This window comes from Nisaea nitritireducens, assembly GCF_014904795.1.
In the GTDB taxonomy this organism is placed as follows: Bacteria; Pseudomonadota; Alphaproteobacteria; order Thalassobaculales; family Thalassobaculaceae; genus Nisaea; species Nisaea nitritireducens.
Map to the genome: position 1 here is coordinate 15623 of NZ_JACZFS010000066.1, position 23898 is coordinate 39520.

Sequence of the window (23898 nt, forward strand, 5' to 3'; positions counted from 1 at the left end):
CGTCCTTGGCGGTTGATCGGGGCGTCCCCACACCTTAAAGAACCGCAGAGACAGGCATTTTCGAAAGGGCCGACGTGCCGCATTCAAGTGTTTCCAGTCCCGAGGCAGGCGCCGACGTGCCGCCCTTGCTGTCCGTCATCGTTCCGGTCCTGAACGAAGCCGAGAATATCGCGCCGCTGGTTGGCGAGATCGAGGCGGCGCTGACCGACGTCTGCGGCTTCGAGATCATCTATATCGACGATTGCAGCAGCGACGAGACGCCGGACATCCTGCGGCGCCTGAAGGCAGACCGCCCGCATCTCCGGGTGATCCGGCATGACCGGACCTGCGGGCAGAGCGCGGGCCTTCGAATCGGCGTCACCGCCGCGCGGGGCGAGATCATCGCCACGCTGGATGGCGACGGGCAGAACGATCCGGCCGATATCCCGAAGCTGCTGGAGAAGTACCGGCAGACTGCGACGATGGAGCAGCCGGTCATGATCACCGGTCACCGGGTCAACCGGCAGGACACCGCCTCCAAGAGGGTGGCGTCGAAATATGCCAACAAGCTCCGGCGCGCGCTATTGAAGGACGACAATCCGGATACCGGCTGCTCCCTCAAGCTCTACGCCCGGGAAACCTTCCTGCGGTTCCCGTATTTCGATCACATGCACCGCTTCCTGCCGGCTCTGGCGAAACGCGAGAATTGCGCGGTCCACGTCGTTCCGGTAAACCATCGCCACCGTCAGCACGGTCAGTCGAAGTATTCGAATTTCGGCCGTGCATTGGTTGGCATCCCCGACCTGCTGGGCGTGGCCTGGTTGCTGCGCCGGAGTCCGGGCGGCCTCAAAGCGAAAGAAATCGATCAGTGAACCTGGATGCCTTCTTCGACCTCTCTATTGAAGAGATGGTCATGCTCACATTCGGATTTGTTGCCCAGGCGTTGTTCGCGGCGCGCTTCCTGGTGCAGTGGGTCTCCAGCGAGATCGGCCGCAAGAGCGTGATTCCCGTCGCCTTCTGGTACTTCAGTTGTGCCGGCGGTATCATGATGCTGATCTATGCGATCTGGCGTAAGGATCCGGTATTCATTCTCGGTCAGTCGACCGGCCTCATTGTCTATATCCGCAACCTTTTCCTTATCCACCGCGAGAAGCGGATGGGTATGGCGGTTGCGAAAGACGCGGGCGGCGACGACTGAGCCGGACCGGCTTCGGATCGCAGCGGGAACTTTTCTTCCCGTTTGTCATTCTGCTGTCATGAAATGAGGGGACACATTCCCTCTTTTACGAAGTCCAGCCCGTTCGAGGTCCCATGTCTGTTTCCCTGGTTAATGCCCGTGTTCTGCTTGAGGATGGTTCGGTAGAGAAAACCGAGATCCTTATCGAAGGCGGAGTGATTCAGGCGATCGGTACGGGTGCGGTTACCGGGCGTGCATTCGATCTCGATGACAGGCTCGTGCTGCCGGGGATCATCGATCTGCATGGAGACGGCTACGAGCGCAGTCTGATGCCGCGTACCGGCACGCATTTCCCCATCGATATCGCTTTGATCGACGCGGACCGCTCGATTCTCTCTTCCGGCATCACTACGGCTTTTCTTGCTCAGGGGGTGAGCTGGGAAGGTGGCATCCGCAGTTCCAAGACCGCCGAAGAAATTCTCACGGCGATCGAGCGAGGCCGGAAACGGTTCGGGGCGGATCTTCAATTCCATCTCCGGTTCGAGACCTTCGCCATCGAGGAGCAGGAAACCGCGATGCGCTGGCTTGAGGACGGTCGTGTCTCGATGCTGGTGTTCAACGATCATCTGCCGCAGTTCGAGCAGTCCCTGCGCGAGACACCGGACAAGATGCAGCGCTGGGCGCATCAGCTTGGCATGACTTTCGACGATTTCCGGGCCGAGGTCCGTGCCCGCCGCGCCCGTGAGGACGAAGCTGAGGAAACAGTGCGTCGGATCGCCGAGCTCGCGCGTCAGGTCGGCGTGCCGACCGGTTCCCACGACGACGATACGCCGGAGCTGCGCCAGCATTATAACGCGATGGGTGCGCGGATCGCCGAGTTCCCGGTCAATCTGGAAACAGCGAGAGCGGCCCGGGCATTGGGTAATCCGGTTGGCATGGGGGCGCCGAATGCCCTGCGTGGCGGCAGTGCGTCGGGCAATGTTTCCGCCCTCTCGGTGATCGAGGAGGGGCTCTGCGATTACCTGATCTCCGACTATTACTATCCGGCCCAGTTCCACGCCGCATTCAAGCTTGCCGCAGATGGCGTGCTGCCCCTGGGCAGTGCGTGGGGTCTGGTCTCGGCTGGCCCCGCCAAGGTCGGCGGTCTGGATGATCGCGGTGTCATCGCGGTCGGCAAACGCGCGGACATGATCGTGGTCGATGACAGCGACAAGGCTTTACCGAAGGTGGATTTCGCCGTGGTGAACGGTGCTTTGTCCTACGCGTCCGAGCCGTACCGGGTTGCCGCGCTGCCGGAACTGTTTCCGGTTTGACGCTTCCCCAAAGACCGCGAGCGGTGCCAGACTGAATTATGGATGCTGAGCCCTCGTTCTCTTTGATGCTTCATGTCGCCTTCGGGGCGGTTTCGCTTGTGACCGCCGCGCTGGCTATCGCGGCGCCAAAGGGCCGGCGCCTGCACCGGCTTGCCGGGAAGCTTTATGTCTTGTCGATGGCGGTCGTATTCGCGAGTGCCGTATGGCTCAGCCTTGCCACCAACGACCTCTTTTTGATGACGGTTGCAATCTTCAGTTTCTACATGGTGCTGAGCGGCTACCGGGCGCTTTACTTGAAAAAGCCTTCGGCATCTCTCGATCCGCGTTATCGGGTCGGGGCACTGGATAAGGGCGCCGCCCAGTTCACTATGATCGCCTGCTCGGCGATGGCGACCTATGGCGGTGTCTATTGGTACACCGAACCTATGGCGCCGGTACTTGTCGTGCTTGGCACCGTCGGCAGTCTTATGGCGTTTTTCGATCTGAAGCGGTTCCGCTCTCCGCCGAAAAACCCGCGCGCATGGTTCTTCACCCACATGACCCGGATGCTTGGCGGCACAATCGCCTCGGTCACGGCTTTTCTCGTCAATACCGGCGATATGGTACCGCCGCTCGCGCGCTGGCTTGCACCGACACTCATCGGCACTGCCGCGATCATTCTCTGGGTGGCATATTACAAACGGAAATTTTCCGGCGGCGCGGCACCAGAGACTGTTGCGGATGTCAGATTGTTCGAGATGCCGGACGAAGACGAGGAAGACGCGATCTAACCGCCCTCAGAGCGGCGTTTCCGCCATCTCCATGATGATCTTCCATTGCTCCTCGCTGACCGGCACGACGGAGAGGCGGGACTGACGCACCAGTGCCAGATCTTCCAGCCGGGGCTCAGCCTTCACGTCCGCCAGGGTTACCGGCTTCACCACCGGCTTCACGGCCTCGACCGTCACCATGCCGAACCGGCCCTTCGCGTCGGTCGGGTCCGGGTGATATTCCTCGATCACCTTCACGATGCCGACGATCTGCTTCTCGTTGACCGAGTGGTAGAAGAAGCCGAGATCGCCGACTTTCATGGCCTTCATGTTGTTCGAGGCCTGATAGTTCCGCACCCCGTCCCAGCCTTCGCCTTCCGCGCCCTTTTTTACCTGATCGTCCCAGGACCAGGTATTCGGCTCGGATTTGAACAACCAGTAGGCCATTGACGGTGTCTCCTTCACTCAGATGGCTTGGACGCCGATGCGCCCGGCATTTCCCAGCCGGTCGGCCGGGACAGAAGTTCATGCACTACCGTGCCGAGATCGATGCCGCGGTTCAAGACCGCATCCACACCTTCGGCAATCGGCATCTCGACTGAAAGGGCGCGTGCCCGGCGGATCAGCGCGGCGGCGGTATGAACGCCTTCCACGACGGACTGGCTGGAGCCGAGAATATCCTCCAGCCGCTCACCCATGCCAAGACGCCTGCCGAGCGAGAAATTGCGGGAGCTGGTGCTGGAACAGCTCAGCATCACATCGCCGAGGCCGGACAGCCCCATCAGGGTTTCGGTCCTGCCGCCGAGGGCGACCGCGAACCGGGTGGCTTCCGCCAGCCCCCGTGTGATCAGTGCGGCGCGGGCATTTTCGCCCATGCCCATGCCGCTGACGATTCCTGCGGCGATGGCCAGCACGTTCTTCACCGCACCGCCGACTTCGGTGCCGGCAATGTCGGTGGAGGCATAGAGCCGGAAGGTATCGGTGCCGAGCGCTTCCACCAGCTGCAAGGCCAGGTCGCGGTCTGCTGCCGCCAGGGTCACGGCTGTCGGCTTTCCTGCGGCGGTCTCGCTCGCGAAACTCGGGCCGGAGAGCATGGCGGCCGGATTATCGGGCAGGAGCTCCTGCAGCACTGCGCTCATTGTCTTGTCGGTGGAAAGCTCAATCCCCTTGGCGGCGGAGATAAGCGGGACACCGGCCGGAATGTCGAAGCCGGCAAGAGCCCCGCGCATATGCTGTGCCGGGATTACCAGCAGTATCGCATCGGCGCCTGTAACGGCTTCGGCCGGGTCGCTGGTCACCATTAGAGCGGGTGGCAGGGCGATGCCCGGAAGATACTTCGTGTTTTCACGGGTCCGGGACATGGCTTCTGCATGCTCCGGGCGGCGGGTCCAGAGAACGGTTTTTCGCCCTGCGCGCTGGGCGGCGAGGGCCAAAGCCGTGCCCCACGCACCGGCGCCGAGCACTGCGATAGTGTCGATACTCATGCTTTCACTCCCGCACCGATTGCCTTTGGAGCGCCGGGATCAAGCGGCCAGCGCGGACGCGGCGCGAAGCTCAGCGGATCGCTTTCCCCGGCCTGCAGGCGTTCGATACCGGCCCAGGCCACCATGGCGGCATTGTCGGTGCAGAGTGCGATAGGCGGGGCGGTAAAACTCATGCCGGACTTTTCGGCAAGCTCCGACAGCGCGGTCCGAATTCGCTGGTTTGCCGCGACACCGCCGGCAACGACGAGAGCATGGCCTGTGCCATGTTCTTCGCTGAAAGTACGGATGGCATTGCGGCAGCGGTTCACCAGACTGCCCGCGACGGCTTCCTGAAACGCGGCGGCGATATCGGCAATATCCTGTTGCGTCGGCGCGGCGATGGCTTCGACTTTCTGCCGCACGGCGGTTTTAAGACCGGAGAAGGAAAAGTCGCAGCCGGGTTTGCCGACCATCGGACGCGGTAAATCGAACCGACCCGGGTGTCCGGTCGTCGCGGCTTTCTCAAGCGCCGGGCCACCGGGATAGCCCATGCCGAGCAGTTTGGCGGTTTTGTCGAAGGCTTCGCCAACCGCATCGTCGATGGTGGTGCCGAGGCGGCGGTATCGGCCGAGGCCTTCGACCGCGATGAGCTGGCAATGCCCACCCGAGACCAGCAGCAGCAGATAGGGAAAGGCGACCTTGTCGGTCAGCCGTGCGGTCAGCGCATGGGCTTCCAGATGATTGATGGCGAGATAGGGAATGCCGCGTGCCATGGCGATGGCTTTGGCTGTCATGGTGCCGACCAGCACGCCGCCGATCAGGCCAGGCCCGCCCGTTGCCGCGACTGCGTCCAGCTCGTCAAAATCGAGACCGGCTTCTTCCAGCGCGTGGGCGATCACCGGCTCCAGATGGTCGAGATGGGCGCGTGCGGCGATTTCCGGTACGACGCCGCCAAAGGGGGCATGATCCTCGATCTGGCTGAAGACGACATTGGCGTGCACAGTCCCGGCGCCATCGACAATCGCCGCGGCGGTCTCGTCGCAACTGGTCTCGATCCCGAGAACGAGCGGGGTTCCGGACGGGGCTGTTTGCTCTTCCAATGCCATGCGCACCGGTCTACACAGTCGGCCCATGGAACACCAGTCGAAAGCAGCCCCCCTGATCCGTCTCGGAACCCGTGGCTCCAAGCTGGCTCTGGCGCAAGCCTATGAGACCAAACGCCGTCTTGGCGAGGCTCATGCGGAGCTGGCACCGGACGGTGCCGTCGAGATCGTGGTCATCAAGACCACCGGGGACAAGGTGCAGGACCGCGCGCTGGCCGAGATCGGCGGCAAGGGTCTGTTCATGAAAGAAATCGAGGCGGCCCTGATCGAGCGCCGTATCGATATCGCCGTGCATTCCCTGAAGGATGTGGAAACTTTCCTGACGGAGGGTACGGAGCTGGCCGCGATCCTGCCGCGCGAGGATCCGCGCGATGCGCTGATTTCCCGGATCGCGACCCGTATTGAGGATCTGCCCAAAGGCGCGGTCATCGGCACCGCGTCGGTGCGCCGGGCTGCCCAGCTCCTGCACAAGCGGCCCGATTTCAAGATTATCCTCTATCGCGGCAATCTCCAGACCCGTCTGCGCAAGCTCGATGAAGGTGTTTGCGATGCCACCATGCTGGCTATTGCAGGGCTTAGCCGCCTCGGTCTGGCGGACAAGGCGACTTGCGTTCTGGAGCCGGAAGAGTTGCTGCCGGCAGTATCGCAGGGCGCTATCGGCGTGCAGTGCCGTTCCGGCAAGAAAAACGGCGACAAGCGCATTCTGGACTGGGTGCGCGGCATCAATGATCGGGAGAGCGAGATCCGGGTGACGGCGGAACGGGCCATGCTGGCCCGGCTCGACGGTTCCTGCCGCACACCGATTGCCGGTCTCGCGGAACTGCTGCCGGGCGGAAAGCTGCGGTTGCGCGGCCAGCTCGCGGCGATTGACGGCAGTGCGTTGTTCTTTGCCGAGGAAGTTGGCAGCGCGGACGATCCTGCCGCGCTGGGCCTGGTTGTTGGCGAGGCGCTGATTGCGCAGGCCGGACCGGACTACAAGGTGTAGTGGCGGTGCGCGTTCTCGTCACCCGGGCGATCGAGGATGGATTGGCGTTGCAGGCGGAACTTCTGGGCTGCGATATCGATGCCGTTCTCGCCCCGATGCTGTCTTTTGAGTTCTTCAATCCGCTGGCGGAGGCCGAAGATCCAGTACAGGCCTATCTGATCACCAGCCGCAACGGTGCCGAAGCGCTGGCACGGTATACGGAAAGTCGCACTGTTCCGGTTCTGGCGGTGGGCGCGGCTACGGCGGAGCGACTGGCGTATCTCGGGTTCGAGTCTGTTGAAAGCGCGGATGGCGATGCTGCCGATCTTGCGGCGCTTGCCCGAAGCCGGCTTGATCCTGCCGCCGGACCATTGATTTTCCTGAGCGCTGAAATTGTCGCCGGCGATATCGAGGGCGCGCTGTCTGCGGATGGTTTCGACCTGCGGCGAATTATCGCTTATCGAGGCGTTCCCGAGCGGATTCTGGCCCGCGATGTCGAGGCTCAGATACGCGCCGGGGAAATTCAGGGCGTGCTGTTTTTCTCGCCGCGGGCGGGACGAACCTTCATCTCTCTTGTCGAACAGGCCGGGCTCGCGTCATTCTGCGACGAGATGACGGCATATTGCCTCAGCGACGCTGTTGCGGATGCCGTCTCTACAATGCCATGGGCGGCCGTCCGCATCGCGGCAAAGCCGACCAAAGGGGATTTACTCGCCCTGCTTGCGGCCCCATGTCACAAAGATGCCTAAAAAATATTTGCTGAATCTTCGGCGCCTTGGTGCTTCGATGGTGAAGGGCTGAAATCTGAGGCGGTGCGCTGCGTGCCGCTGAGTTTGGAAGATCTGACGTATGACCGATCCGAAAAGCCAGACCGGCGAGAAGAATGCCGGTGAGACCAATGTTGAGGACGCAACCGTTATTGACGTTGAGCCGACGCGGGTCTCCGAAGATTCCGCGGATGGCGCTGCGAAAAAGTCGGGCCTTTCCTTGCGCACCAAGCTGATCGGGTTCCTGATCCTGCTGGTGATCATTGCCGGCGGTGTGGCTGCAGCGCTCTACCCGCTCTGGCGGGACAGGGCGGATGCATTGGTGAGCCAGAGCGGTCTGCCGCTCGCCCTCCCGGAAGTGCCGGACAATGAATTTTATGGAACGGTCGATGATGTCATCGCTTTCTTTCAGGGCGAGACCTCCGACGCTGCACCCGATGAAAACACGGGAACGGTGGCTGTTTCGCCTGCCCCTGAACCGGCACCTGAGCCGGTTGTCGATCCACTGACGGTTCTGGCGACCCGTCTGGATGGTCTGGAAACCAAATTAGGCACTCTCGCGGAAACCGCACAGGCGGCGCAGTCCGCGGCCGAAAGCGCTGCCGAGACTTCTGCGGCGATCGCGGCCAGTCCACAGCCCGATGAAGAGGTGGTGACTGCTCTCGCCGCACGGCTGGAGCGTCTGGAGCAACGGCTGGACGGGCTGGAGGCGCGGCCGCTTGCCGCCGCTGCCGAAGGAGGCTCGGAGGCCGCTGCGGTCAACGAGGCCTTGCTCAATCTGATAGGCTCTCTCCGGGAACGGATTGTTTCCCTGGAAGCACGCGAGACTGTTGCTCCGTCGGATCTTGAAACGGTGACAAGCCGGATCGAGACAGCGGAAAGCGGCGCGGGTGCGCGTATTGCCGGGCTGGAAGCGGATCTGGAGACGGTTCGTCAACTTGCCGAGAAGCGGGCTCCGCAGCGTGAACGCGCAGGCCTGCTGCTGCTCGCGGTCGGACAACTCGAAGCGGCGACGTCGACTTCCGGCAGCTTCGCGGCGCAACTCGCATCGGTGAAGGATCTGGTCATCGGAGAGCCCGTCGAGACGGTGGAGGCTCTCTCTGTGCTTGAGGGACATGGTGGCGGCGTTGAATCCGTGACCTCGCTCAGCCAACGGTTCAACGATCTCGCCAAGGCGGTCAGTCAGGCGAAGCTGGCGGGAAGCGATGAGGGGCTGGTCGGCAAGACGTTGAATACGGTTGCCTCACTGGTGACCATCAGGCGCACCGATGTGGCCGAAGGGCCGGGCGTCGATGCGATCTTGGTGCGGGCCGAAAGCGCAGTCAAAGCCGGAGACCTTGCCGGCGCCGTTACTGCACTTGAAGAGCTCTCCGGCGCTCCGGCGGAACGGGCATCCGGCTGGATTGCGGCGGCGAAGGCACGTGTGGCGGTCGATCAGGCTGTCGCCCGTCTGCGCGGTGCCGCGTTGGCTTCCGTTGCGGAAGCGGGGTAAGGCCATGTTGAGATTTTGCTTCGGCCTTATCATCCTGATCGGTGCAGTCACCTTCGCGGCCATCCAGCTTGCGGATAATCCGGGCCAGATCTCGATCGACTGGCTCGGCTATCATATCGATACCTATTTCGGCGTCGCCTTGCTGGCGATGCTGGCCGGCCTTTGGGTTCTGCTGGTCATCTACCGTCTGTTCCGGGGCATTGTCGGATTGCCTGGCGGGTTTTTCGACCGTCGCGCCGCGCGGCGCCGGGATGAGGGAGTGAATGCCCTTAGCCTCGGTATGGCGGCGATTGCCGCCGGGGATGCCGAAGAGGCACGCAAGCAGGCCAAGCGGGCCGAGAAACTTCTCAACGATCCGTCGAAGACCCAGCTGCTTTCCGCCCAGGCGGCAGCGCTTGGCGGCGATAGCGAGGCCGCGGGCCGTTACTTCGATGCACTGACCGAAAGCCCGGAAACCCGGTTTGTCGGTCTGGTCGGTAAACTGCGTCAGGCGCTCGAAGCGGGTGATCGGGACGAAGCCCTGGCGCTTGCCCTCCGGGCCCGCGACCTGCGGCCGGATTCCGGGTTCGTCGCTCGCACCCTGTTCACGCTGGAGACCGGGGCGGAAGATTGGGACGGCGCCCAGAAAACCTTGTTCGATGCAGTGCGTCGGGATCTGATCCCGGAAGATGAGGCGAAGCGCTACCGGGTGGCCATCGACATGGAGCGCGCCCGTTTGAATCAGGAGGCTGGCGATCTTGGTGGCGCGGCAGATTTCGCGCTGCGGGCATTGGCGGTGGAGCCGTCTTTCCCGCCGGCGGTGCAGATCGCCGTCGAGGCGGAGCAGGTCAAGGGGCGGGACAAGAAGGCCCAGCGTCTACTGGAAGACGCCTGGTCGGCAGCGCCGCATCCGTTGCTTGCGAAACTCTATGCCGGTCTCTGGCCGGACGATGACCCGTCCCAGCGGCTGAAGCGTATCCAGAAACTGACCGAAGGAAAGGCCGACGGTCTGGCGGGGCGTTTGGCCGTCGCCGAGGCGGCCATCGCGGCCGAACTCTGGGGCGTGGCGCGCGCGGTGCTTGAGGCGATTCCGGAAGCGGAGCGTAGTGCTGGGGTCTTCCGGCTGCTTGCCTACATGGCGCAGGCGGAACGCGGTGACGCGGCGCAGGCCCGTAGCTTCCTGGAGAGCGCCGGAAATGCTCCGGCCGACCCGGCATGGACCTGCTCCGATTGCGGTGCCACCTCTGGAAGCTGGACGGTCTCGTGCGGCAATTGCGATCACTTCGCAACCCTGACCTGGAAGCAGCCGCCGCGGGTCTCGGCCCTCGTCGTCCTGCCGGAGTCCGACATCGTGCCGGCTCCGGCGCTGCTCGAAACATCACCGGCGGCAGAGGCTCCGGCCCCGGCCGAAGTGGTGGTTGGAGAGCAGGTGGAAGCAGGGCAGCCGGATAAACCATCCGGTGACGAGCCGAACCCGGAAGATGTGGTGCGCCGTCTCGCGTGACTCTTACTGCACTATGAGTTAATCTGGGGGTTGATTTCAGGGTATAGTAAACCCGCTATACTTCTTGAGGGGCAGGAAGCCCCGGATCTTTCAGGGCCCAGAATGGAGCCTGTACGATGACGAGCATTTCCAGTCTGTCGAGCTTTACCAAACTGCAGGTCGCCCAGCCGCGTGTCGTCGGCCAGGACGCGACAGCCAAGAGTTCGTCTACGTCTTCCTCGCCGAGCTATCGGACCGCCGAGAGCGGGGCCAATCTGTTTTCCGCCTCCATCTCCGCGAGCGACCGCACCACGACGGGCTTGCAGGAACTGCTTGGTGGTGAGCTTGAAAAGCTGTTCGGTGCTCTCGACAGGAAGAACGACCCGGATGGTTCCGTCTCCCGCGCTCTCGACAGCCTGAAGGACTTGCTTGGTAAAGCCGGCGAGGATTCGTCTGTCTCCGGCTTCCAGATCCGGATCTCCAGTGTCAGCCAGCAATTGCGTACAGACGATGGCGGGGGCGATGTGTTTTCCAGCGTCTCGCAGCTTTCCATCGAGGTCGGGCTGGTGCGTGACGGCAAGGTTGCCGCCGAGGATGTGGAATTGCTGTCCTTCGAAGGCAAGAAGCTTCCCCTGACCGACACGCAGAAGCAGACCGGTATCGTTACCGGACGGTTTGTCCTCGACGATCCGGCGACGTCTAGCAAGGCACAGGAAACGGCTGCCGATCAGGCCCTGGAACGCCTGAAACTGGTCAGCGATGCGCTCGCGGCATTCCGTCGCGGCGATCTCGGCCCGTTGCAGAATATCGAAAGCCTGTTCCGTGGCGGTACGCTGGATGCGGAAAGCGTCCGGGCATTGTCCAGTGCCAAGGATGTGACGAAGAGCGCGGTCTTTCCGGGAAGCGGTATTCTCGACGTCTGATCCACCTGCCTCTCGACAGGACTTCCGGCTTCCGGCTAAACCGGGGCGCAGCCCTTGACGGGCGGCATCGTCGGTTCAGCATCGGATAGGCCAATGTATATCTCCACCGAAGAACAAAAGGATGCCGCGCGCGCCTGGTTCGAAAATCTGCGCAATCAGATCTGCGCGGCTTTCGAGCGTATGGAGGATGATTACGAAGGTCATCTTAAAGATCGGCCCGCCGGCCGCTTCAAGCGCAAGAGCTGGGAACGTGAAGGCGGTGGCGGCGGCGTCATGTCCGTCATGGAAGGCCGGGTCTTCGAGAAGGTCGGCGTCAATATCTCGACCGTGCACGGTACCTTTTCGGAAGAGTTCCGCAAGTCGATCCCCGGTGCCGACGAGGATCCGCGCTTCTGGGCGGCGGGCATTTCGCTGGTCGCGCACATGCAGTCGCCGAAGGTTCCGGCGGTGCACATGAACACCCGGCACATCACCACGACAAAATCCTGGTTCGGCGGCGGTGCCGACCTGACGCCGATGGTGCCGGAGCAGGTGGACACAGACGCCTTCCATGCCGGTTTCAAGGCTGCCTGCGACAAGCACGATCCGGCCTATTATCCGAAGTTCAAGGACTGGTGCGACGAGTACTTCTTCCTGAAGCACCGGAACGAGCCGCGCGGCGTTGGCGGGATTTTCTATGACTATCTGGACAGCGATTTCGAGAAAGATTTCGCCTTCACCCGCGATATAGGCACGGCATTCCTTGAGACCTATCCGGCGATTGCCCGGCGGCGGATGAACGAGGACTGGACCGAAGAAGAGCGCCACCATCAGCTGGTCCGGCGCGGACGCTATGTCGAGTTCAACCTGATCCATGACCGGGGCACGCTTTTCGGCCTGAAAACCGGCGGAAATGTAGAAGCTATCCTGATGAGCATGCCGCCGATGGTGATCTGGCCCTCTCCGATAGACGATTAGCTCTAGTTCGCCAGGCTTCCGGAATGCTGAGCTTGTCCACCATTTAGGGCCTCATTTGATAAGGCCAGTCGACGTAGATGGAGCGCGCCAAAAAATTCCGCGTGTCCTCTGGCATCATCCAATCCGTGATGTGTGTGCTCGGTTGGGCCAAGAAGTTCTTTAGGATAAAATTCCCTGCGACACCGTCTGTAGTCTTCCCCAAGAATTCCCATTGCGTAAGAGGGGAGATCAATTCCTGCACCAAAGAACAATGAACGGCCACCGAAAGGGCCTGTAAAAAGCCTCAATTCGGCAAAGCGGCGTAGGTAGTAATCTATCCATGCGCCGTCGAACGATAACGGGTGGGCCACGATCACCCGGTCACCTTCGAAACCGTCGACGAACTCAACAAAAGCATTGATGGCGGTCTCTGGCGGCTCAAGATCGGTCCTCAATTGAGCATAAACCTCTGGAAATGTTTTCCACCACGCAAGAGTGCCGGGGTCTGGCACTCCCTCAGGCAGCATTTCAAGATTTCGTGTGAATTCCGCTTTGATTTGTCCGTCGTGGTGGCAAGCGACGGCAGCTAAATTAAGCATTGAATGACGGCCTGGATTTGGCCCGTCAGTTTCGATATCAACGACAATAAAGGTTATTTCATTCACTGCCCTGTCCAATATTGTATTTTTTAAATTTGAGCGTGATTTTGTTTTTGGGGTGTTTTGAGAAGCCCTAATCAATATTCAGGATTGACCCTGCTAAGCTGCTCACGTTTATCGCACGACATCCTAAGTTCGTTATTTGTTCGTGGGGCGGGGTATCAAGGCAGCCTAAGCACCAAATGATACTCCTATTTCAGTTGGACTCAACGCAGGGATGAATTAATCTTTCGTTAAGGCCTGGCGCGGGGGCGTCAGGGTTGTTGGGGCCTTGCCGATCAATGTCCATTTCTGGTGCGTTAAATCTGACAGTGACGGGCTCGCTTGAGAGAGCTGCCGGTAATTCCCGTCCGGGGGCGGAGGGTTCGGCTGCCGATGTCCGTGAAACTCCAGCGGCCAATCAGACAACCGCGACGACAGCACCTCCCGGAGAGATAGAAACCCGGGATGAGTCCGGACAAGGCTCGGCTCCTGTGGCACCGCGTTCGCTTGTCGACCCAGCAAACCTTTCTCAAGTGCAGGAAACGGCAGAGGAAACGGAAGCGGCGGCTGAGGACGGTGAGCCACTGACCATATCGGCGCGTCTGGTCCCGGTAGGGGATGAGGAGTCGACGGAGAGTGTCGCCCTGGACGGCCGTCCCGAGGCGGTGAAGTCCGGGGAGTTGGTCAGTGAAACCCAGAGGCTGACGGGTGAGCCGCTTGAGGTCCCCAATTACAGCATCGACCCGGCCGAGCGGGACATTGAGGTGTTCAACGAACGCATCAGCCGGTCGACCCAGGTGCTCCAGTTCCTGAACAGCCGTCCGGCTCCGCGCTCCGGGGGCGGTGTCAGCATTATCGCCTGACGAACCTCCTCTTTATCCGAACCGCATGTCCGCCTGCCCGAGCCCGGGAAATTCGATCCGTGCCGTGGTGCCTGCCTTGGCAAAGTGGACCCCGTTCCACGACCCGGTTGTGATCACATCACCGGCTTTCAAGCCCCGTCCTTTAAGAGAGCCTGTCCGGCCGGGCGCATGATTGGCGAGCCATGCCATCAGGGTGAAGGGATCGCCGCCGCCAAACGTTCCGGTGTCCTCGAAAGCGATACTATCGTCGAACAGCAGCCGGACGGGCTGGGTGGAGAAGTCGAGCGCCTCAGGGACCGGCATTTCGGTGCCGAGCACCAGAGAGTCATTCGCCTGGAAATCCATCAGCGCCCAGAGCGGATCGGTTTTCGGCCAGTCCAGCAGGCGGGATTCGACGATCTCGATGGCGACAATCATGCTCGACACGGCCGCCTTGATATCGTCGGGGCTGTAGGCTGTCTCACGTTTGGGCAAATCCTGGCCGAGCCGGAAGGCGATCTCTGCTTCCACACCGAAATTCCGGTGGGCGTCCGAGGCGAGCACTTGTCCCGAGGAATAGAGCTTGGAGGCGGCTATCGGCGCTGACGTCGGTTCTGTACCAGGGCTGCCGCCGACTTTCCAGGCGCCGACTTTCCGGTCGAGGAGGTCGAACGTGGCATCCTGAATGGCAAAGGCATCGTCGCGTGTCTGCGGCGCTTCGGCAGCGGGTATATCCGCGATTGGTGTGCCGGTCCCGAAAGCCTCGAATAGCCGTTGGGCCGTTGCGCTCACTCTGTCAGACATTGTTACTCCTTGCCTGCAATGCGGTGGACCTCAGCGAGGCATTCCTCGTGTCCGGGACTGAAATCCCGCTCGATCCACCAGGTTTCGATTTTCCGCAAAAAGTCTCCGACGCCGGGTCCGGCGGCAATCCCCATTTTCACGAGATCGGCACCGCGTAACGGCAGGTCGGGTTTGGGCCAGTCTTGCGACCGGGCGATGAGGTCCTGGGCGCGTTCCTGCTCGAGATCGCCGTTTGCATAAGCAAGCCGGACGAGATCTTCAAACAGTGCGTTGCCGTGGATATAGATCTGCCGGCGCATCGCGGGGGCATCCGGCATTTCCTCGAGGTTGCGGCCCGAAAGGCGGGTGAACCGGGTCGCATCCGCGTTCGAGAACCGCATCCGCGCCGACGCACGGAAAGCCTGTTCGGGCACTTCCGGCGCGAATGCCGCGAGGCGCAGAATGGGGTCGGCGACTGCCGGCTCGAACGCGATTAACCGGGTGAGAGCCGTCGGATCGTAAGGGCCGGGAAGGTAGCTTTGCAGTATCCCGGCTGATTCCATAACCTCCAGCACGGAAACCGGATCGGGCGCGGCCAGAAGTTTCAGAAACTCGGCTCCGATCCGCTCGCCTGAAAGGCTCTCGATCAGTCCGGCGTGGTCCGCACAGGCCTTGAGCCCGACTGGATCGATACCGTCCTTGCCGAAATGGGCATGAAACCGGAAGAAACGGAGAATGCGGAGCACGTCTTCCTGGATGCGGGTCGCCGGATCGCCGACGAACCGGACCCGGCCGCTCAGCGCATCGCCGTGCCCGCCGAAGGGGTCTTCCAGCGTGCCGTCCGGGCGGAGGAACATGGCGTTCATTGTGAAATCCCGCCGGGCCGCGTCCTCTTTCCAGTCTTCGGTGAAGGCGACGATCGCGCGCCGTCCGTCGGTCTCGACATCGAGCCGAAGTGTTGTGATCTCGAAATGCTCGTGGTTGATGACCGCCGTCACCGTGCCGTGCTGCAGGCCAGTTGGCACAACCCTGATGCCGGCATCTTTCAGAAGCTCGGTTGTCTTCTCCGGAGTGAGGCGGGTGGCAATGTCGATATCCGCGATGGGCAGGTGCAATACCGCGCTGCGCACGCAGCCGCCAACGAAGCGCGCCATGTCGCCGTCCCGGTTCAGCACGTCCATCACGGCCCGCGTCTCGGGGCTGGTCATCCAGGGTAGCGGAGAAATGCGCATCAGAGGGACTCAGGCATCGACGCGGGGGAGTAGCACGTCGACGAAGTTTACCAGCATTCCGGCGGTCGCGCCCCAGATGTAATAATCACCATAGGGCATGGCATAGAAGCTGCGGATCTTGTTGTTCCATTCCCGGCTGTGCCGTTCGTGATTTTTGCGGTCCAGAAAGAATGCGAGCGGGACCTCGAAGATTTCCTGCACTTCCATCGGATCGGCCCGCATGTCGAAAGGCGGGGTGAGCAGGCCGACCACCGGCGTAATCTCGAAGCCGGTGCGGGTGCTGTAGAGGTCGAGCTGGCCGACAATATCGATGTGGCGGCGATGGATGCCGACTTCCTCTTCCGTCTCGCGCAGGGCGGTGTCGACAGGGCCGTCATCGTGGGACTCGGCCCGGCCACCCGGAAAGCTGACCTGCCCCGGATGGACCGGCAAATCCTCCGACCGCTTGGTCAGCAGCATGGTGAGGCCCTCGTCGCGCTCCACAATCGGGATGAGAACGGAAGCCGGCCGGTTTTTGACCGGCGGCTTCATGTCCGGGTTCAGATCGTGATCGCCGCGGCCTTTTTCCGTGTCCTGTGGCCTCCCTCCCTGGAAGGCCGAACGAAGCCTGCTGCTGTCAAAATTATGCATCAGAGAGTGCCGAGTTCATGAAAAACGCCATCGCTCCAAAGCCCGATTACGGTTTCGTCACCGCGCTCCAGACTTTCCGCCTTATCCACCAGATCATAGAATACAGGACGCAGAATGAGAGCATCCAATCCGTTCCCGGTATCTATATAGGGGCGCGGCTCCCCGGTTTCAGGATCGGTCACGACACGAATTCGGTGATCCGGTCCGGCGGTCACAATGTGGTCAAGGTTTGTCCGGAGCATAAGTCTCCGAGATGTCATTTTCGGCGGCCCCGCATCGTCGTACCATGCATCGACGATTGTGAAGGGAGCGTCATCGACTGTGATCCTGCCACGCTCGACAGGCGTTCTGAGGGAGTAACCGCCGTCTTCGTCGCGGTGCAGGACAGTGGCGAAGAGCTTCACCAGGGATTGGCGGGTGAAGGGAGCGCCTTGATGGTACCATGTGCCGTCGGCTGCGATACGGATCCCGTAATGGCCCATATCGATCTGTTTGCGTTGTTCGCTCTTGCCTGTTGCTGCAGCTGCGATACGCTCTAACTGATCTGATGCGGGGGAGGTATCGGAAGGCGCGTTCGATGCGGTCATCGGTTGCTGGCTGCTTCTATGGGTTCTTCACATGCGCCGCCGGTTGCCGGCGGGCTCTTGATAAGAAGGAAGTATAGAGTCCATGACCAATTCCTCCACTCTCGATCATCGGCTCGAAACCGATACCGTTGAAAAAATCGATGCGCTCGGCGCGCGGATGGCGAAAGCCAGGGCGCAGATCGAAACGGTGATTTTCGGTCAGCGCGAGGTTGTCGATCAGACATTGACGACGGTTCTAGCCGGTGGTCACGCGTTGTTGATCGGAGTGCCCGGACTGGCCAAGACCCGGCTGGTCGAGGCGCTGGGCACGGTGCTCGGGCTTGAGGACAAGCGCATTCAATGTACCCCGGACCTGATGCCGGCCGATATTGTCGGCACGGAGATCCTTGAGGAATCGGAAGACGGAAAGCGGCATTTCCGCTTCGTGAAGGGCCCGGTTTTCGCGCAGATCCTGATGGCGGACGAAATCAACCGGGCCAGCCCCCGGACCCAGTCTGCCCTGCTGCAATCCATGCAGGAACGCACAGTTTCCGTCGGCGGCCATACCTATGACCTGCCGTCGCCCTTCCTGGTGCTGGCGACCCAGAACCCGCTGGAACAGGAAGGCACATACCCGCTTCCGGAGGCCCAGCTCGACCGGTTCCTGATGCAGATCGATGTCGGTTATCCGGATCGCGATGCGGAGCGCCGCATGCTGCTGGCCACGACCGGCAGTGAAGAAAGCACGGTCCAACCGGTGCTGAACGCGGCGGAACTGATCGATGCGCAGAAACTGTTGCGGCAGATCCCCGTCGGCGAAACCGTGCTTGAGGCCATTCTCGAGATCGTTCGCTCCGGTCGGCTTGAGACCACAAATGTGGATGAGGTAAAGCGCCACGTGGCCTGGGGGCCGGGCCCGCGCGCCAGTCAGGCGCTGATGCTGGCGGTCCGGGCGCGCGCCATTCTCGATGGCCGTCTGTCTCCCTCGGTCGAGGACGTGCTTGATCTGGCGCCGCCGGTATTGCGGCACCGCATGGCTCTGAACTTTGCCGCACGCGCGGAAGGTGTCTCGCTCGACGATATCATCCAGCGTCTGCTGGCCCCGCATCGCTGAGCCGGGACGCGCCGATGCGTCATCATGCCGAGGAACTCGCCGGAAAATTCCCGCCCCTGCTTGTGGCGGCGGAACGGGTTGCCGCGACCGTGTCCCAGGGCATGCACGGCCGCCGGCGCGTCGGTATGGGAGAAGCCTTCTGGCAGTTCCGCCCCTATCAGGTGACTGACTCGGTGCGCCGGATCGACTGGCGCCGCACGGCGCGGACCGATGAAGTCTATGTCCGGGAGACCGAATGGGAAGCGTCGCAGAGCGTCTGGCTCTGGCGGGATTCCTCTCCCTCCATGCGTTTCTCCTCGGACCGGACGCTGCCGGAAAAGGCCGTGCGCACCGATCTTCTCACCCTCGCGCTCGGCGCCCTTCTGGTCGAGGCTGGGGAGCGTATTGCCCTGCTGGGCGAAGGCATACCGCCGCGCGGCGGCCGCAGCGGGCTGAACCTCTTTGCCAACACACTTGAAAACGCCCGGGACAGCGCCGCCAGCCTTCCCGCCCTTGAAAGCCTGCCGCGCCATGCCGTGATGGTTCTGGTGTCCGACTTCATGGAACCCGCGGCGGATTATGCCGAGATCATCAGGCATTACGCGGCGGCCGGCATATCGGGCTTTCTGCTGCAGGTGACCGATCCGGCTGAAGAGGCTTTTCCGTTTCAGGGCCGGATTCGCTTCGAAGGCACGGAAGCCGAAACCGCGCATCTGCTGCGGCGGGCAGACCGTGTGAGAGACGCCTATATCGAGAAATTGGCGAAACACAGGGCGCAGCTGAAGGATGTCTGCCGGGGCGCGGGCTGGTTCTTTGGCCAGCATGTGACTTCCGAGCCGCCTGAGTCCGCCCTGCTCAAGCTCTATACCGCGATGACGCGGCAGGACGGGTGAGGGCGCGCCGATGCTGACACTTGGTCCCCTGGCTTTTGCCTCACCCTGGATCCTTGCCGGGCTGATCGCCCTGCCGGCGATCTGGTTGCTGATCCGGATCACGCCCCCGGCTCCCCGTACCGTCGCTTTCCCGGCAATCAGGCTGCTCTACGGATTGCAGTCTCCGGAGGAAACGCCGGATCGCACGCCCTGGTGGCTGTTGCTGCTGCGTCTGCTGTTCGCCGCGCTGGTCGTGCTGGCGCTGGCGAAACCATTGATCGGCGCCCGGCAGGAACTGGTCGGCTCCGGTCCGGTGATGATCGTGGTCGACAATGGCTGGGCGTCCGCGCCGGGCTGGACGGACCGCAAGGCGGCGGCACTGGATCTGGTCGAACGGGCAGAGCGGGCAGGCCGCGCTGTCGCGATTTTCCCGACTGCCGTTTCGGATTCCGCCGCTATCGAGCGTGGCGGGCTGATGGCCCCGGACGACGCCCGCACGTTCGTCAACGGCCTGGCACCGCAGCCGTGGCCAACGGCGCCCGCCGTCGTGGCGGAGCGGATCGCGGAAGCTCCGTTGGGTGCTGCGACTACTGCTTCCGTCTTCTGGCTGGCGGATGGGATCGAGGATCCGGAAGACCGGTTGCTGGCGGCGCGGCTTGCCGGTTTCGGCAGCCTGACTGTCTATGAAGGTGGCGAGAGCCCGCTGGCCCTGACCGCAAGGGTCGGCGAGCGCAATGCCCTGACCGCGCGCCTGACCCGCCTGACCGCCGGCGCGGAAGAGATCGTAAATGTCCGTGCGGTGGCGACCGACGGCCGGGTATTGACCCGGGCAATGGCGACTTTCGCGGAAGGCGAGCCTGCTGCCGAAACCATCGTCGAACTCCCGCTGGAATTGCGCAACGAGCTGGCCCGCCTTGAACTCGAGGATCGTCCGGGTGCAGCCTCGGTCGCTTTGCTGGACGAGAGTTTTCGGCGCCGCCCGGTCGGTTTGGTGGCCGGGTCCGGCTTTCAGGAGTCTCAGCCCTTGCTGGAGGAGATGTTCTATCTCGACCGGGCACTGGCGCCGTTCAGCGAGGTCAGCCGGGGCACGCTGGAGGATCTGCTGAAGCGTGATATCTCTGTCATCGCGCTGCCGGATACCGGCCTGCTGCCGTCCGGGGAAAAGGCTCTGCTGAACGACTGGGTCGCCGACGGTGGCACGTTGATCAGGTTTGCCGGGCCGCGGCTGGCGGCGGCCAGTCTGGAAAATCGTGGGCTTGGCGAGTCCGAGCTTTTGCCGGTGTTTCTGCGCGGCGGTGACCGGTCGCTCGGCGGTGTGCTTTCCTGGTCGTCCCCGGCCGCGCTCGCGCCGTTCGAGGGGGAGACGCCGTTCTCGGATCTGCCGGATTACGAAAATGTTCTGATCTACAAACAGGTTCTGGCCGAGCCCTCTATCGAGCTGGCGGACCGGACCTGGGCCAGTCTTGCAGACGGCACGCCGATCGTGACCGCCATGTCGCGTGGAGACGGGCGCATCGTGCTGTTCCACACCACGGCGAACACGGACTGGAGCGATCTTTCCATCTCAGGTGCCTTTGTCGAGATGCTCCGCCGCATCGTCGCGGTCAGTGCCGGTGTCGGCGAGGCGGCGGGCGGCGGGACCGTGCCGGCGGTGGAAACCCTGAACGGCTTCGGCCAGCTTGGCGCACCGCAGGCCAGCACCCGGGCCCTGGAATTGGGCGGGGATGCGGCACCGGTGATCGGGCCGGACCACCCGCCGGGCTATTACGGCAGCGAGCTGTCCCGCACAGCCTTCAATCTCGGTCCGATGGCGGCGGGTATGGCGCCGCTCGCGAGTATTCCCGAAGGCAGCCTGACATCCCATTACGGCGGCGGGGACGAGCTTGATCTTGCGCCCTGGGGGTTGACCGCCGCGGCGTTGCTGCTGCTGGTCGACTTCATTATCACCCTGATCATGCGGGGCCTTGTGCGTGGTGTCGGCAATGCCCGATCCGGGGCAAGTGCGGCGGTCCTTCTGCTTGGCGCGATGCTTTCTTTCGGCCAGTCGGGCGGTGCCATTGCACAGACGACGAGCGTGATGAGCGAGCAGGAGCGCTGGATCATGCGCGCCGCGCTCAATACGCGGCTGGCCTATGTCATTACCGGCGACCGTGACGTTGACGAGATCAGCCGTTCCGGGCTCAGCAGTCTCAGCGAAATCCTGAACCGCCGCACGGCGGTGGAGCCGCTGGAGCCGATGGCCGTCGATGTGGAGGTGGACGAGCTGTCGCTGTTCCCGCTGCTCTACTGGCCGATCACAAGTGCGCAGACCGACCTAACGCCGAGCGGGGAAGCGCGCCTCAACCTCTACATGCGCAATGGCGGCACGATCTTTTTCGACACGCGGGACCGGATCGACGCCGCCCCCGGGAGTGCCGGGCCGGGTCTACAGAGGCTGCGCTCCCTGACAAGAAATCTCGATATCCCCGCCCTCGCGCCGGTACCGGAAAACCATGTGCTGACCAAGACCTTCTACCTGCTCGATACTTTCCCGGGCCGTTATGAGGGCGGCAGGCTTTATGTCGAGCTGGGTGAGGGGAGCAGCGAGAGCGAAGTCTCCCCGGTGATCATCGGCAGCCACGACTGGGCCGGTGCCTGGGCGAAATCCGAAGACGGATTCTACCGCTTCCCGGTGGTGCCGGGCGGCGAGTTGCAGCGGGAAATGGCCTTCCGCTCCGGCGTCAATCTGGTGATGTACATGCTGACCGGCAATTACAAGGCGGATCAGGTACATGTCCCGGCCATCCTTGAAAGGCTGGGGCAATGATCGGCGCGGCAGTAGGGCTCGATTTCTCGCCGATGGTCCCCTGGTGGGTGATCGGTACGCTGGCGGCGGTTGGCTTCGCGCTGGTGATCTATACGGCATCAATGCGCGGGCGCGGTGCAGTCTGGCGCAGTCTGGCGCTTCTGGTGCTGCTGACCGCGCTCGCCAATCCCTATCTGATCGCCGAGGACCGGGACCCGCGCGACGATGTCGCCGTTCTGCTGCTGGACGAAAGCACCAGCCAGTCCATCGACGGCAGGGCGGAACGGGCGGCTGAAATCACCGAAGAGCTGAAGCGGCAGCTCGGCGGCCTCGACGATCTTGAGCTGCGTACTGTCGCCGTCGGCGGCGGTAGTGGCCGGGCGGCGAGCGGCAGGGATGGGACAAGGCTTTTCACCGCCCTGCGCGACGTGCTCGACGATGTGCCGCAAGGCCGGCTTGCCGGTGTCATCGCGGTGACGGACGGTCAAAGCCATGACCGGGTGGAGGAGCTTGGTGGACGGGAGCTTGGCGCGCCGCTGCATGTCATTCTGACCGGCCGCAAGGGTGAGCGGGACAGGCGCCTCGTCATCGAGCATGTGCCCTCCTTCGGCGTGGTCGGGCGGACGGTGACCGCCAAGATCAGGATCGAGGATGCGGACGAGACGGCGGCGGTTCCTTTCAGCATGTCGATCGACGGCGTGCCCCGGCCGGACGCGGTGATCCGCGCCAACCAGGTGGTGGAGATCGAGATTCCCATCGACCATGGCGGCGAGACCATCATCGAGATGATGGCCGGGCCGGGACCGGACGAGCTGACGGAGAAGAACAACCGCGCGGTGCTGGCCATCAATGGCGTGCGCGACCGGTTGCGGGTGTTGCTGGTCTCCGGCGCCCCCCATGCGGGCGAACGCACCTGGCGCGATCTGCTGAAGGCGGACCCGTCCGTCGATCTGGTGCATTTCACCATTCTGCGTCCGCCGGAAAAGCAGGACGGCACGCCGGTGCGCGAGTTGTCCCTGATCGCCTTTCCGGTGCGGGAGTTGTTCGAGCTGAAGCTGGACGAGTTCGATCTGATCATCTTCGACCAGTATCAGCGCCGGGGCGTGTTGCCGCGCAGCTATCTGCGCAATATCGTCGAGTTCGTGCGCAATGGCGGTGCCTTCCTGGAAGCCAGCGGCCCGCCCTTCGCCTCCCGCCTGTCGCTGGCCAACACGCCGCTCGGCGAAGTGCTGCCGGCCATGCCGACCGGCGATATTGTCGAGCAACCTTTCCGTCCCGCCACGACGCCCGACGGCCACCGTCATCCTGTGACGGCGGACCTGCCGGGCGGGTCGGTGCTGGATGCGGACGGGGCCGAGACTGTCGCACCGACATGGGGCCGCTGGTTCCGGCAGATCGAGGCGGATGTGTTGCGCGGTGTCGTGCTGATGGAAGGGGCGGAAGGCCGCCCCCTGCTGATCCTTGACCGGTTCGGCGAAGGCCGCGTCGCCCATCTTCTGACCGATCAGATGTGGCTCTGGACCCGCGGTTTCGACGGCGGCGGCCCGCAGGCCGAAATCCTCCGGCGCACCGCCCATTGGCTGATGCGCGAGCCCGATCTGGAAGAGAACGATCTGCGCGTCCGGGTAAAAGGCGACCGGATCGACGTCACCCGCCGGTCGCTCGACGGCGAGCTGCCGGACGTCACCATGACCCTGCCGGATGGCACCCAGCTGACCCTGCCACTGAGCCGTACCGGCCCCGGCCGGGGCCAGGCCAGCTTCACCACGGACCAGGTCGGCCTGCATGCCTTCACCGACGGCACGCTCAGCAAACTCGCCGCCGTCGGCGCCCTCAACCCGGTCGAATTCTCCGACGTCCGAACCACCGATGAATGGCTTGGCCCGCTGGCGCAACAGACCGGCGGCTCGGTCACCTGGGGCGCCGAGGAAGACTCCCCATCCCTCCGCCGCGTCCGCGCCGGCCGTGCCACATCAGGCCGCGACTGGGCCGGGCTCGTGCGGAACGAGGATTACATCGTGACCGGCGTCCAGACCGTCCCTCTGCTGCCGGGCGTGCTTGTGCTGCTGCTGGTGATCGGCGGGATCATCATGGCGTGGAGACGCGAGGCGGGGTGAGGAAACAGG

At 62.9% G+C, this 23898-nt stretch carries 23 protein-coding genes; 15 read left to right on the forward strand and 8 right to left on the reverse strand.

Annotation, left to right across the window (positions count from 1 at the left end):
- The first annotated feature begins 74 nt into the window (after positions 1-74).
- The 4 genes from IG629_RS20485 to IG629_RS20500 all read left to right on the forward strand — a co-directional run bounded on the left by IG629_RS20485 (position 75) and on the right by IG629_RS20500 (position 3239).
- Positions 75-851, forward strand: coding sequence for a glycosyltransferase family 2 protein (locus tag IG629_RS20485; protein WP_319025141.1), 777 nt, complete (start codon positions 75-77; stop codon positions 849-851).
- Entirely contained in the window at positions 848-1177 is a 330-nt protein-coding gene (locus tag IG629_RS20490) for a lipid-A-disaccharide synthase N-terminal domain-containing protein (RefSeq protein WP_319025142.1), read from the forward strand. The genes IG629_RS20485 and IG629_RS20490 overlap by 4 nt, the downstream gene beginning before the upstream one ends.
- A gap of 113 nt (positions 1178-1290) precedes the next feature.
- A complete protein-coding gene (locus IG629_RS20495) occupies positions 1291-2469 on the forward strand; it encodes an alpha-D-ribose 1-methylphosphonate 5-triphosphate diphosphatase (protein ID WP_193173774.1) in 1179 nt (392 codons plus the stop codon).
- 38 nt (positions 2470-2507) lie between these two features.
- On the forward strand, positions 2508-3239 hold the full coding sequence (locus IG629_RS20500; RefSeq protein ID WP_193173775.1) for a DUF2306 domain-containing protein: 732 nt from the start codon (positions 2508-2510) through the stop codon (positions 3237-3239).
- A 6-nt stretch (positions 3240-3245) separates the two neighbouring features.
- Here IG629_RS20500 and IG629_RS20505 read toward each other — a convergent pair whose 3' ends face one another.
- Genes IG629_RS20505 through tsaD form a run of 3 tightly spaced genes read right to left on the reverse strand, consistent with a single transcriptional unit; the run spans position 3246 to position 5787 of the window.
- Positions 3246-3665 (reverse strand): EVE domain-containing protein, encoded by a 420-nt coding sequence (locus IG629_RS20505; protein WP_028466747.1) that lies wholly within the window; start codon positions 3663-3665, stop codon positions 3246-3248.
- Between the two features lie 14 nt (positions 3666-3679).
- Positions 3680-4702: an NAD(P)H-dependent glycerol-3-phosphate dehydrogenase gene (locus IG629_RS20510; RefSeq protein ID WP_193173776.1), complete on the reverse strand. Its 1023-nt coding sequence runs from the start codon at positions 4700-4702 to the stop codon at positions 3680-3682.
- Positions 4699-5787, reverse strand: a complete 1089-nt coding sequence (gene tsaD / locus IG629_RS20515; protein ID WP_193173777.1) for a tRNA (adenosine(37)-N6)-threonylcarbamoyltransferase complex transferase subunit TsaD — start codon at positions 5785-5787, stop codon at positions 4699-4701. Before tsaD ends, IG629_RS20510 begins: the two co-directional genes overlap by 4 nt.
- A 25-nt stretch (positions 5788-5812) precedes the next feature.
- Here tsaD and hemC point away from each other — a divergent pair, with 25 nt between their 5' ends.
- From hemC to hemF, 6 genes are all read left to right on the forward strand, one after another.
- A complete protein-coding gene (hemC, locus tag IG629_RS20520; protein WP_193173778.1) occupies positions 5813-6769 on the forward strand; it encodes a hydroxymethylbilane synthase in 957 nt (318 codons plus the stop codon).
- The gene (locus tag IG629_RS20525; protein WP_193173779.1) at positions 6769-7497 is read left to right on the forward strand and encodes a uroporphyrinogen-III synthase; all 729 of its coding nucleotides are present in this window, start codon (positions 6769-6771) and stop codon (positions 7495-7497) included. Before hemC ends, IG629_RS20525 begins: the two co-directional genes overlap by 1 nt.
- Positions 7498-7597: 100 nt before the next feature.
- On the forward strand, positions 7598-9007 hold the full coding sequence (locus tag IG629_RS20530; protein ID WP_193173780.1) for a COG4223 family protein: 1410 nt from the start codon (positions 7598-7600) through the stop codon (positions 9005-9007).
- Between the two features lie 4 nt (positions 9008-9011).
- Positions 9012-10490 (forward strand): heme biosynthesis protein HemY, encoded by a 1479-nt coding sequence (locus IG629_RS20535; protein WP_193173781.1) that lies wholly within the window; start codon positions 9012-9014, stop codon positions 10488-10490.
- Between the two features lie 116 nt (positions 10491-10606).
- Positions 10607-11392: a hypothetical protein gene (locus IG629_RS20540; protein ID WP_193173782.1), complete on the forward strand. Its 786-nt coding sequence runs from the start codon at positions 10607-10609 to the stop codon at positions 11390-11392.
- Positions 11393-11485: 93 nt separating this feature from the next.
- Positions 11486-12349, forward strand: coding sequence for an oxygen-dependent coproporphyrinogen oxidase (hemF, locus tag IG629_RS20545; protein WP_193173783.1), 864 nt, complete (start codon positions 11486-11488; stop codon positions 12347-12349).
- A 2-nt stretch (positions 12350-12351) separates the two neighbouring features.
- Here the strand turns inward: hemF and IG629_RS20550 are convergent, their stop codons facing one another.
- Positions 12352-12993 (reverse strand): 3'-5' exonuclease, encoded by a 642-nt coding sequence (locus tag IG629_RS20550; protein ID WP_193173784.1) that lies wholly within the window; start codon positions 12991-12993, stop codon positions 12352-12354.
- A gap of 275 nt (positions 12994-13268) precedes the next feature.
- Between IG629_RS20550 and IG629_RS20555 the strand changes: the two genes are divergently transcribed.
- Positions 13269-13832 carry a hypothetical protein gene (locus IG629_RS20555; protein ID WP_193173785.1) on the forward strand — a complete coding sequence of 188 codons (564 nt, stop codon included), beginning with the start codon at positions 13269-13271 and terminating at the stop codon, positions 13830-13832.
- A 12-nt stretch (positions 13833-13844) separates the two neighbouring features.
- Here the strand turns inward: IG629_RS20555 and IG629_RS20560 are convergent, their stop codons facing one another.
- The 4 genes from IG629_RS20560 to IG629_RS20575 are packed head-to-tail and all read right to left on the reverse strand — an operon-like array spanning position 13845 to position 17043.
- On the reverse strand, positions 13845-14615 hold the full coding sequence (locus tag IG629_RS20560) for a 2-keto-4-pentenoate hydratase (protein ID WP_193173786.1): 771 nt from the start codon (positions 14613-14615) through the stop codon (positions 13845-13847).
- Positions 14616-14617: 2 nt separating this feature from the next.
- Positions 14618-15826, reverse strand: a complete 1209-nt coding sequence (locus tag IG629_RS20565; RefSeq protein ID WP_193173787.1) for a CCA tRNA nucleotidyltransferase — start codon at positions 15824-15826, stop codon at positions 14618-14620.
- 9 nt (positions 15827-15835) lie between these two features.
- Positions 15836-16456 carry a CoA pyrophosphatase gene (locus IG629_RS20570; RefSeq protein ID WP_193173788.1) on the reverse strand — a complete coding sequence of 207 codons (621 nt, stop codon included), beginning with the start codon at positions 16454-16456 and terminating at the stop codon, positions 15836-15838.
- Positions 16456-17043 (reverse strand): DUF1285 domain-containing protein, encoded by a 588-nt coding sequence (locus IG629_RS20575; RefSeq protein ID WP_226886982.1) that lies wholly within the window; start codon positions 17041-17043, stop codon positions 16456-16458. The genes IG629_RS20570 and IG629_RS20575 overlap by 1 nt, the downstream gene beginning before the upstream one ends.
- Positions 17044-17125: 82 nt before the next feature.
- Here IG629_RS20575 and IG629_RS20580 point away from each other — a divergent pair, with 82 nt between their 5' ends.
- Genes IG629_RS20580 through IG629_RS20595 form a run of 4 tightly spaced genes read left to right on the forward strand, consistent with a single transcriptional unit; the run spans position 17126 to position 23889 of the window.
- Positions 17126-18136 carry an AAA family ATPase gene (locus IG629_RS20580; RefSeq protein WP_193173789.1) on the forward strand — a complete coding sequence of 337 codons (1011 nt, stop codon included), beginning with the start codon at positions 17126-17128 and terminating at the stop codon, positions 18134-18136.
- Between the two features lie 14 nt (positions 18137-18150).
- Positions 18151-19008, forward strand: coding sequence for a DUF58 domain-containing protein (locus IG629_RS20585; protein WP_193173790.1), 858 nt, complete (start codon positions 18151-18153; stop codon positions 19006-19008).
- A gap of 10 nt (positions 19009-19018) precedes the next feature.
- The gene (locus IG629_RS20590; protein ID WP_193173791.1) at positions 19019-21793 is read left to right on the forward strand and encodes a DUF4159 domain-containing protein; all 2775 of its coding nucleotides are present in this window, start codon (positions 19019-19021) and stop codon (positions 21791-21793) included.
- Positions 21790-23889, forward strand: coding sequence for a hypothetical protein (locus IG629_RS20595; RefSeq protein ID WP_193173792.1), 2100 nt, complete (start codon positions 21790-21792; stop codon positions 23887-23889). Before IG629_RS20590 ends, IG629_RS20595 begins: the two co-directional genes overlap by 4 nt.
- Positions 23890-23898: the final 9 nt, after the last annotated feature.